The 7,737-nt window shown below is 68.9% G+C and carries 7 protein-coding genes; all 7 read left to right on the forward strand.

The window, feature by feature from the left end:
- The first annotated feature begins 160 nt into the window (after positions 1–160).
- Positions 161–1,609 (forward strand): PspC domain-containing protein, encoded by a 1,449-nt coding sequence (locus tag ABD255_RS04695; protein ID WP_344210112.1) that lies wholly within the window; start codon positions 161–163, stop codon positions 1,607–1,609.
- On the forward strand, positions 1,606–1,785 hold the full coding sequence (locus tag ABD255_RS04700; protein WP_344210114.1) for a hypothetical protein: 180 nt from the start codon (positions 1,606–1,608) through the stop codon (positions 1,783–1,785). The genes ABD255_RS04695 and ABD255_RS04700 overlap by 4 nt, the downstream gene beginning before the upstream one ends.
- Before the next feature lie 99 nt (positions 1,786–1,884).
- Positions 1,885–2,085, forward strand: a complete 201-nt coding sequence (locus ABD255_RS04705) for a cold-shock protein (protein ID WP_020386989.1) — start codon at positions 1,885–1,887, stop codon at positions 2,083–2,085.
- 132 nt (positions 2,086–2,217) lie between these two features.
- Positions 2,218–3,372 carry an L-histidine N(alpha)-methyltransferase gene (locus tag ABD255_RS04710; RefSeq protein ID WP_344210119.1) on the forward strand — a complete coding sequence of 385 codons (1,155 nt, stop codon included), beginning with the start codon at positions 2,218–2,220 and terminating at the stop codon, positions 3,370–3,372.
- Positions 3,369–4,100 (forward strand): hypothetical protein, encoded by a 732-nt coding sequence (locus ABD255_RS04715; RefSeq protein ID WP_344210121.1) that lies wholly within the window; start codon positions 3,369–3,371, stop codon positions 4,098–4,100. Before ABD255_RS04710 ends, ABD255_RS04715 begins: the two co-directional genes overlap by 4 nt.
- Positions 4,101–4,228: 128 nt before the next feature.
- Positions 4,229–6,247 (forward strand): ligand-binding sensor domain-containing protein, encoded by a 2,019-nt coding sequence (locus ABD255_RS04720; protein ID WP_344210124.1) that lies wholly within the window; start codon positions 4,229–4,231, stop codon positions 6,245–6,247.
- A gap of 88 nt (positions 6,248–6,335) precedes the next feature.
- A complete protein-coding gene (locus ABD255_RS04725; RefSeq protein WP_344210127.1) occupies positions 6,336–7,592 on the forward strand; it encodes a sugar ABC transporter substrate-binding protein in 1,257 nt (418 codons plus the stop codon).
- The last annotated feature ends 145 nt before the right edge of the window (positions 7,593–7,737 follow it).

Genomic DNA, 7,737 nt, shown 5'->3' on the forward strand with positions numbered 1-7,737 from the left:
TCCCCGGCTGTCTCCTCAGCTCGGCGCCGCCCGGGTCAGGGGCCGCTGAGGGACAACCCCGAGCCGACCGCCCCGCTCAGCCTCACGTTGCGTGACGTCCGGGGTGATCGAGGGGGATCCCCTATGTTGCCGCCGGACGCGGCGAGACAGTATCGATGACATGGAGCAGAACTCGAACGGCGGATTCGACCGCCCCCAGCTCAAGGATGTGCAGAGCTGGCGGCGCAGTCGATCCGACCGGATGCTGGCCGGCGTCTGCGGCGGGATGGCCCGCGCGCTGAACGTCGATCCGGTGCTGATCCGCGTCGTGATGGCGGTGCTGGTGCTCAGCGGTCCTGGTCTGCTCTTCTACGTCGCCGCGTGGGTGCTGATGCCCGACGAGGGCAGCGACCGCTCGGCCGCGCAGGGCCTGCTCGGCGACCGGGTCCGGCCCGACCACCCGTGGCTGTGGCCGGTGGTGATCGGCGTCTGCGTGTTCGTCGCCATCGCAATGATGTCGTCCTTCAACTTCGGCAAACTGATCCCCGGACCGCTGGTGGTGCTCGGGCTGCTCTGGCTGTTCGTGTTCCGCCGCAAGGGCGGCCGCTCGAACTGGTCCGACCGGGCCAACTGGTCCCGCAGCGTCAACCGGCCCGGCTCCCCCGCCGCCCCGGGTCAGCAGCCCGCGCCGGGTCAGACCACCGCGCACGGGCAGCAGGACGCGCCCGGCTCGCAGTACCCGCCGGCTTCGCCGTACGGGCCGGCGCAGTACGGACCGGCGCAGTACGGCCCGGGTACGCAGTACGGGCCCGGGGCGCAGCAGTCCACGCCCGGTTCGCCGTACCAGGGCGCACCTCAGAGCGGCCCGCTACCTCCCCCAGCGGGCCAATCGTCCTCGGCCACGCAGCGACCTCAGGACCGGGTGACCGAGCCGGTCCACCCTGTGTGGACCGAGGACGATCCCCTCGGCCTGTACGTCGACGAGCCGCCGGCGCCCACCGCCGCGGCGACCAGGACCACCGCACCGCCGCCGGTGAAGGGCTACCGCGGCGTGAAGCCGGCCATCCTCGTGCTGACCGGTCTCGCGATCGCGATCGCCTGGGCGGCCGGCGCGAGCACCACGACGATGCTGGTGATCGGCCTGGGGACGCTCGGCCTCGGCATGCTTCTCGGCGGCTTCCTCGGCCGGACGCTGGCGCTGCTGCCGGTCGGCATCCTGCTCGCCCTCGGCATCGGCGCGAGCACGGTCTTCCCGGACATCCCCCGCGACTTCGAGGACGCGAACGTCGTCGCCGACGCGAACACGACCATCACCGCGACCAGTACGGCGTACCAATTCGACGCCGGGGCCGTGCGTCTGGACCTGACCAAGGCGACCTTCGCGCCCGGCGCCAAGGTGGTCGTCGCCGGCGGCGTCGGCGAGGTGGTGCTGAAACTGCCGCAGAACATCGACGTGTCGGGCACCCTGACCACCAAGACCGGTGAGGTGGACGCGCTCGGCCGGCACAAGGGTGGGCACAGTGCTCAGGTGATACTGAACGACCTCGGCGCGGACGGGAAGGCAGGCCCGCAGACGGTCGTGCTGGATATGAACCTCAAGCTCGGCAGCATCAAGGTGGAGCGCGGATGAAGCAGCCGAAGCCGGACGTCCCCGGCATCATCGCCGGCACCGTGCTGTCCGGCGGCGCGACGATCTGGATCCTGAACGACAACGGCATCGTCCAGACCGACGACCTCGGCCTGACCGCCGCCCTGCTGCTGGTCGCGGCCGGCATCATCGGCCTGGCCGCCTCCCACCGCGGCTGAAATTCGCTCGCCGGTGCCGCTGGGCTAGGCTTGTTGACCGCTCGATCAACCGAGGGGCCCGAGCTGAGCGGGTCCCGTTGAAGGTCTACGGGAGTAGTGATGGTGCGCGGCACCGTGAAGTGGTTCAACGCCGACAAGGGCTACGGCTTTCTCGCCGTCGACGGCCAGGACGACGTGTTCGTCCACTGGAGCAAGATCGTCTCCGACGGCTACAAGACCCTGGAGGACGGGCAGCAGGTCGAGTTCGAGGTGGTGGACGGACCCAAGGGCCGTGAGGCCGACGCGGTGAAGACCGTCTGACCGAACGATCGCGAGACAGCCCTGACCGGGCCGGTGGGAACGACGCCGGGGCCGGTCAGGGCTTTTCCGTCTCTGCGCGGAGCGTGGCCAACCGGTAACCTGACCACTCATCCGTGGGAGGGGTAGCCAACTGTGACCGACGAGCCGGTGCACGTGATCCGCAAGCTCGAGCAGGCGCTGGCCGACGACGACTTCGCCTGGTCGTTGCTGCTGGTCGGCGAGGACCAGACCGACAAGCTCGCCACCCTGACCGGCGACCTGCGCGGCCCGTTCTCCACCACCGGCGACGGCAAACAGATCACCTCGGGCTTCTCCTACTGGGGAATCGGCCCGACGATCGCCTGGGCCAACGCCACCAACGACCCCTTCTACCTGGTGATGAAGGCCGGCGCGGAGTCGTTCCTGCGGCACTGGCGCAAGATCCGCCCACACGTGGACAAGGGCGGCTTCCACTTCGTCAGCCTCGGCGTCGGCACCGGCGTGAAGGACCGCACCATCCTCGGCGACCTCTACCGGCAGAACCGCAACATGTTCTACATCCCGGTCGACATGAGCTCGGAGATGCTCCGGATGGGCACCCTCGAACCGGTCCGCGGCGCCAGGTTCCCGATGGCCCAGGTGCTCCCGGTCCAGATCGACTTCTCCATCTCCGACAACGTCGACGAGCTCGGCCAGATGCTGTCCCGGCTGGTCGGCGACGACCCGTTGCTCTACACCCTGACCGGCAACACGCTGGCCAACTTCGAGAGCGACCAGGAACTGCTCGCCACCATCACCCGGGTACTGCGCCCGCAGGACCGGCTGCTGCTGGAGGTCGCCAGCACCAGCAGCCTGGACCAGGAGGCGGCGAACGCGGCCGCCGACGAGTACCACCAGACCCGGGCGTTCGCCGAGTTCGTCACCAGCGCGCTGCGCTACAACACCGACCTCAAGATCGACAACGAGCGGATCGACTTCCGCGGCGAGGTCGAGGACGACGACGCGCTGCTGGTCAAGATCGTCTGGCAGAACAACACCGGCAAGCCGATCACGATGGGGCTGCCGGACCACACCGAGGTGGTGCTCGAGCCGGACGACACGATCCTGCTCTACACCACCCGCAAGTTCTCCACCGAGCGGCTGAAGAAGCTCACCGTGGCGTGCGACCTGACGCCGATCGAGCACGCCCATTCGGGGTTCCGCTACACCCGCCGGCCCAGCCCGTTCGGCCTGGACCTGCTGCTGCTCGCACCCGGCGCGGCCAAGGAGACCGTCAACACCCTGGCCGACGACATCTGGGCCCGATGACCGGTACTCCGGGCCGCCCCGCCGCGGAGGACCCGCCGGAGCCGCTCGACCCGGCTGCGCCGGACTCGGCCCGACGGGTGGCCCGGGCCCGGCTCGGGGTGCTCGCGCGGTTGCGGGTGTTGTCGAAGGCCCTGATCCGGACGACGGGGAACCCGCGCTGGGCGGCGTACCGGCGTACGGTCGTGACGGCGGTCAGCTACGGGTTGCTGGCTCTCGCGTTCGTGCTCGGCGTGATCTGGTTCTTCTGGCCGGAGAACAGCCGCTGGGAGCCTGCGGTCAACTCGCTCACCCTGGTCGCCGGCCTGACCGGCATCTTCGTCGAACGCCTGAGCGCCGAGGCCGAGCGGCGCACCGAAGTACTGCGGGCCGTCGCCGACGAACTGCAGGAGAACACCCGGCTGCTGTCCGACGAGCGCTTCTCCCCCAAAACCCCGACCCAGCGCCAGGTCTATCCGCGGCTGGTCGTCTCGGCGGTCGACCTCGCGCTGGTGTCCGGCGCGCTCGGCCGGCACCGCGACGCGGAACTGGTCGGCCTGCTGCACCGCTGGCGCGACACCGTGCACCTGTTCAACCGCCGACTCGACCTGACCGAGATCAGCACCTTCTCCAACACCATCTCCGCCGCCGAACTGGCCGCCTTCCACCGTGCGCTGACCCGCGAGAACAGCTACTTCGCCGCCACCCGCGAAATGCTGGAGAACCTGCTGGCCCGGCTACCCAAGCCGTAAGGACCAGGGCCGAAAGGCCGGATGACAAGCTGCAGGCAATGGGCATGTTTAGAGGTTGACTTACCCCACCGCGAGCGGCTCTACTTTCGGACAGGACCGTAAATAGGCCAGCTTCAAGGGGAGATCCCATGCGATCAGCCCGCTCGCTCATCGCGGTAGCACTCACCGCCCTACTCGTCACGCCCCTGACCGGCGCCCAAGCCGTGCCCCCTGCCAGGCCCGGCCCACCAGCCGTCGTGCCGCTCGGGATGCCGCTGGCAGACGTCCTGCTGATCGGCGGGACCGTCGCTCCGGGCCCGAACGGCAAACCCGCTCTGTGGAACGTCTCCACCGGCAAGCCCGCGTATCTCAACGCCGTCGACCCGGCGACCGGAGCGAGCCTGGTCTCCGCCGCCCTCCCCGGCGCGGACGGCAGTTACGCCGTCGCCGCCGCACCCGACGGCTCGATCTATGTCGGCACCTACAACAACGGCCACCTCTACCGCTGGCGGCCCGGCGCCGGCAACGTCGCCGAGGACCTCGGCCAGCCGATCCCCGGACAAGGGATCACCTGGGACGTCACCGTCGACGACCAAGGCAACGTGTACGGCGGTACGTACCCCGGCGGCCGGGTCTTCCGCTACGACCCGGTGACCAAGGCGGTCCGCGACTACGGCCAGGTCAAGCCGGGACAGCCGTACGTCAAGAGCATCGTGTACGCCGGCGGCAAGATCTACACCGGCTCACTCCCCGACGCCCACGTGATGGAACTGGACCCGGTCACCGGCGCGATCACCGAACTCCCCACACCACCAGGGCTCGGCGACGTCACGGGCAAGACCATCTACGACCTCAACGCGTACGACGGCCGGCTCTACGCGCGGATCAACACCTTCCCCGGCCCGTTGTTCGTCTACGACCTCACCACCCGCGCGTGGGTGGACGAGATCCCCAGCGCCCACGGGCTCGACGTGTCACCGCCAGGCGATGCCGGCGAGATCTACTTCTTCCAGCAGAGCGAGTTGAAGCGGTACGACCCGGTGGCCAAGACCCTCACCGGGACGGGCCTGACGCTGACCGGCCGGGTGCAGAACACCCGCTCGATCGGCTGGGCCGAACTGGATCTGCCGGACTACCCGGGCAAGAGCATCGTCGGGACGCTGTGGCGGGGTGAGATGTTCCGCTACAACCCGCAGACCCAGAAGTTCGCGATCCTGCCGACCGAGGTACGGCGGGAACCGATCGAGATTCTGTCCGTGGCGGGCGGGAAGTCGTCGATCTACGCGGGCGGCTTCCTGAACGGCGGTCTGGGCGTGGTCAACCCGACCACCGGAGCGTCCGTCTTCAACCGGTTCTCCCAGATCGAAGCCCTGCTGGAGACCTCCGACGGCAAGGTCTGGGTCGGCGCCTACCCGGACGCACGGCTCTACTCCTACGACCCGGACAAGCCGTGGAGCAGTCCGGAGTACGCCCCCGGCCCACCCGGTACGCCGGACAACCCCAAGCTCGCCGTCAATCTCAAGCCACACCTGCAGACGCGAGCCCGGGCCCTGGTCGAGGTGGACGGCAAGATCGCGATCGGCACCGTCCCCGACGGCGACCGGCTCGGTGGCGCACTGGCGATCCACGATCCGAAGACAGGGACCACGCAGGTGTTCCGCAACGTCGTCCAGGACGAGAGCGTCTTCGGGCTCACCGCCCGCAAGGGCATCGTCTACGGCGGTACCTCGATCGTCGGCGGTCTGGCCACCACGCCGCCGACCCGCACCGAGGGCGCGATCTTCGCGTGGGACGTCGCCGGCTCCCGCAAACTCTGGGAGACCGCTCCCGTTCCCGGCGCGGCCACGGTCAGCGCGGTCGCGTTCGGACCGGACGGGTTGCTCTGGGGAGTTGCCGGCAAGACCGTCTTCGCCCTCGAACCCAAGCACGGCAAGGTCGTCCGCAGCTACGTCCTCGGCACCACCTCGAGTAGCGGCGACCTGGTCGCCAACAGCAAGGGCGTCTACGTGAGCATCGATCTCACCAAGGTCTTCAGGATCGATCATCGGCCGAACCACGCCCCGACCCTACTCCTCCAGCAGCCGCACCGGCGGCTCGGAGTACGGGGTGACTGTCAATTGCTGCTGACGTCCGGCGCCTCGTTGTTCCGGGTCGACCTCAACCGTTGACAGCAGAAATTGTCGGCCGCTAGTTTCGGCCTGGACCGTTATTAGCCCGACGTCCCACTGTTCCACCTCCTCTGGACTAAGGGGTCCGATGAAAACCAGTGTCAGCCGCATCCTGGCGCCGCTCACCGCGTTCGCGGTCGCGGCCTCACTCAGCGCCTGCGGGGACTCCGCGGAGTCGTCGACGGCCTCCGTCACGGTCTGGATGTATCCGGTGATCGCCGACGAGCAGGCCAACACCGCCTACTGGGCGCAGATCGAGAAGGACTTCGAAGCCGCCAACACGAACACCGATCTCAAGGTCGAGCAGCAGCCGTGGGCCAAGCGGGACGAGAAACTCGCGGCCGCCTTCTCCGGTGGCAAGGGCCCGGACGTGCTGCTGCTCAACCCGGACCAGATCCCGCAGTACGTGAAGAACGGGTCGCTGGCGCCGGTCGACAAGGTGGTGGAGCCGGCCAAGGACAGCTTCCTGCCCAACGCGCTCAGCGCCCTGACCGTGGACGGCAAGGTCTACGGGGCACCGATCTACCACACCGTCACGACCACGCTCTACAACAAGAAACTGCTCGACAAGGCCGGCATCACCACCCCGCCGCAGACCTGGGAAGAGATCAAGGCCGCGGCGCCGAAGCTCAAGGCCGCGGGCGTCGCGACGCTGGACTACTCGGCCTCTCCCGAGGCGACACTCAACCTGAACTTCTACCCGTTGCTCTGGCAGGCGGGCGGTTCGGTGTTCTCCGAGGACGGTCAGAAGGCCGCCTTCAACGGACCCGAGGGCGTCGAGGCACTCACCTTCCTGACCAGCCTGTACTCCGCGGGCGCGATCCCGAAGAGCAGCCTGACCAACGGCAACGTGATCGCCGACCAGGCACTCGGCAAGCAGCAGGTGGCGATGGGCTTCACCAACACCCCGGCCGACGCCAAGACCGTCGCGAGCACCTGGGGCGCGGGCAACGTGATCGTCGGGAAGCCGTTGCAGGGCAAGAAGCAGGTCGGTTTCGGCCTGCCCGGTGGGCTCGCGATCAACGCCGGCTCGAAGAACATCGCCGCCGCGGAGAAGTTCCTCGGCTTCATGATCGAGCCCGAGCAACTGATCGCCCTCGGCACCGCTTCGGGCTTCCTGTCGCCGCGGACCGACGCCAAGGTGCCGGCCAAGGACCCGCAGGCGCAGCAGTTCTCCGACGCGCTCGAGTTCGCCTTCCCGGGTGAGCCGAACCCGGCCGCCCGGCAGGTGATGTCGTTGCTCGCCGCCGAGATCCAGGCGGCCCTGACCGGCAAGAAATCTCCCCAGCAGGCGCTCGACGCCGCCGCCAAGCAGGCCGACGACCTGCTGTCGAGACAACGTTGACCATCCCAGACCCACCGGGCGGTACGGGAGGAGACCGCCCGGCGGATTCGGGTGACCCGGTAGGCGGCTCGCGAGACGGCACAGGGGGTCGGCTGATGAGCGGCCTGGTCGAGGTCGACCAGGCCGGGGAACCTGGGGGCGGGGG

The organism is Kribbella sancticallisti (genome assembly GCF_039530625.1).
Taxonomy (GTDB): Bacteria; Actinomycetota; Actinomycetes; order Propionibacteriales; family Kribbellaceae; genus Kribbella; species Kribbella sancticallisti.

Coding starts and splice junctions, on each gene's coding strand:
- ABD255_RS04695 (WP_344210112.1), top strand. CDS start 161: ATGGAGCAGAACTCGAACGGCGGATTCGACCGCCCCCAGCTCAAGGAT.
- ABD255_RS04700 (WP_344210114.1), top strand. CDS start 1,606: ATGAAGCAGCCGAAGCCGGACGTCCCCGGCATCATCGCCGGCACCGTG.
- ABD255_RS04705 (WP_020386989.1), top strand. CDS start 1,885: ATGGTGCGCGGCACCGTGAAGTGGTTCAACGCCGACAAGGGCTACGGC.
- ABD255_RS04715 (WP_344210121.1), top strand. CDS start 3,369: ATGACCGGTACTCCGGGCCGCCCCGCCGCGGAGGACCCGCCGGAGCCG.
- ABD255_RS04720 (WP_344210124.1), top strand. CDS start 4,229: ATGCGATCAGCCCGCTCGCTCATCGCGGTAGCACTCACCGCCCTACTC.
- ABD255_RS04725 (WP_344210127.1), top strand. CDS start 6,336: ATGAAAACCAGTGTCAGCCGCATCCTGGCGCCGCTCACCGCGTTCGCG.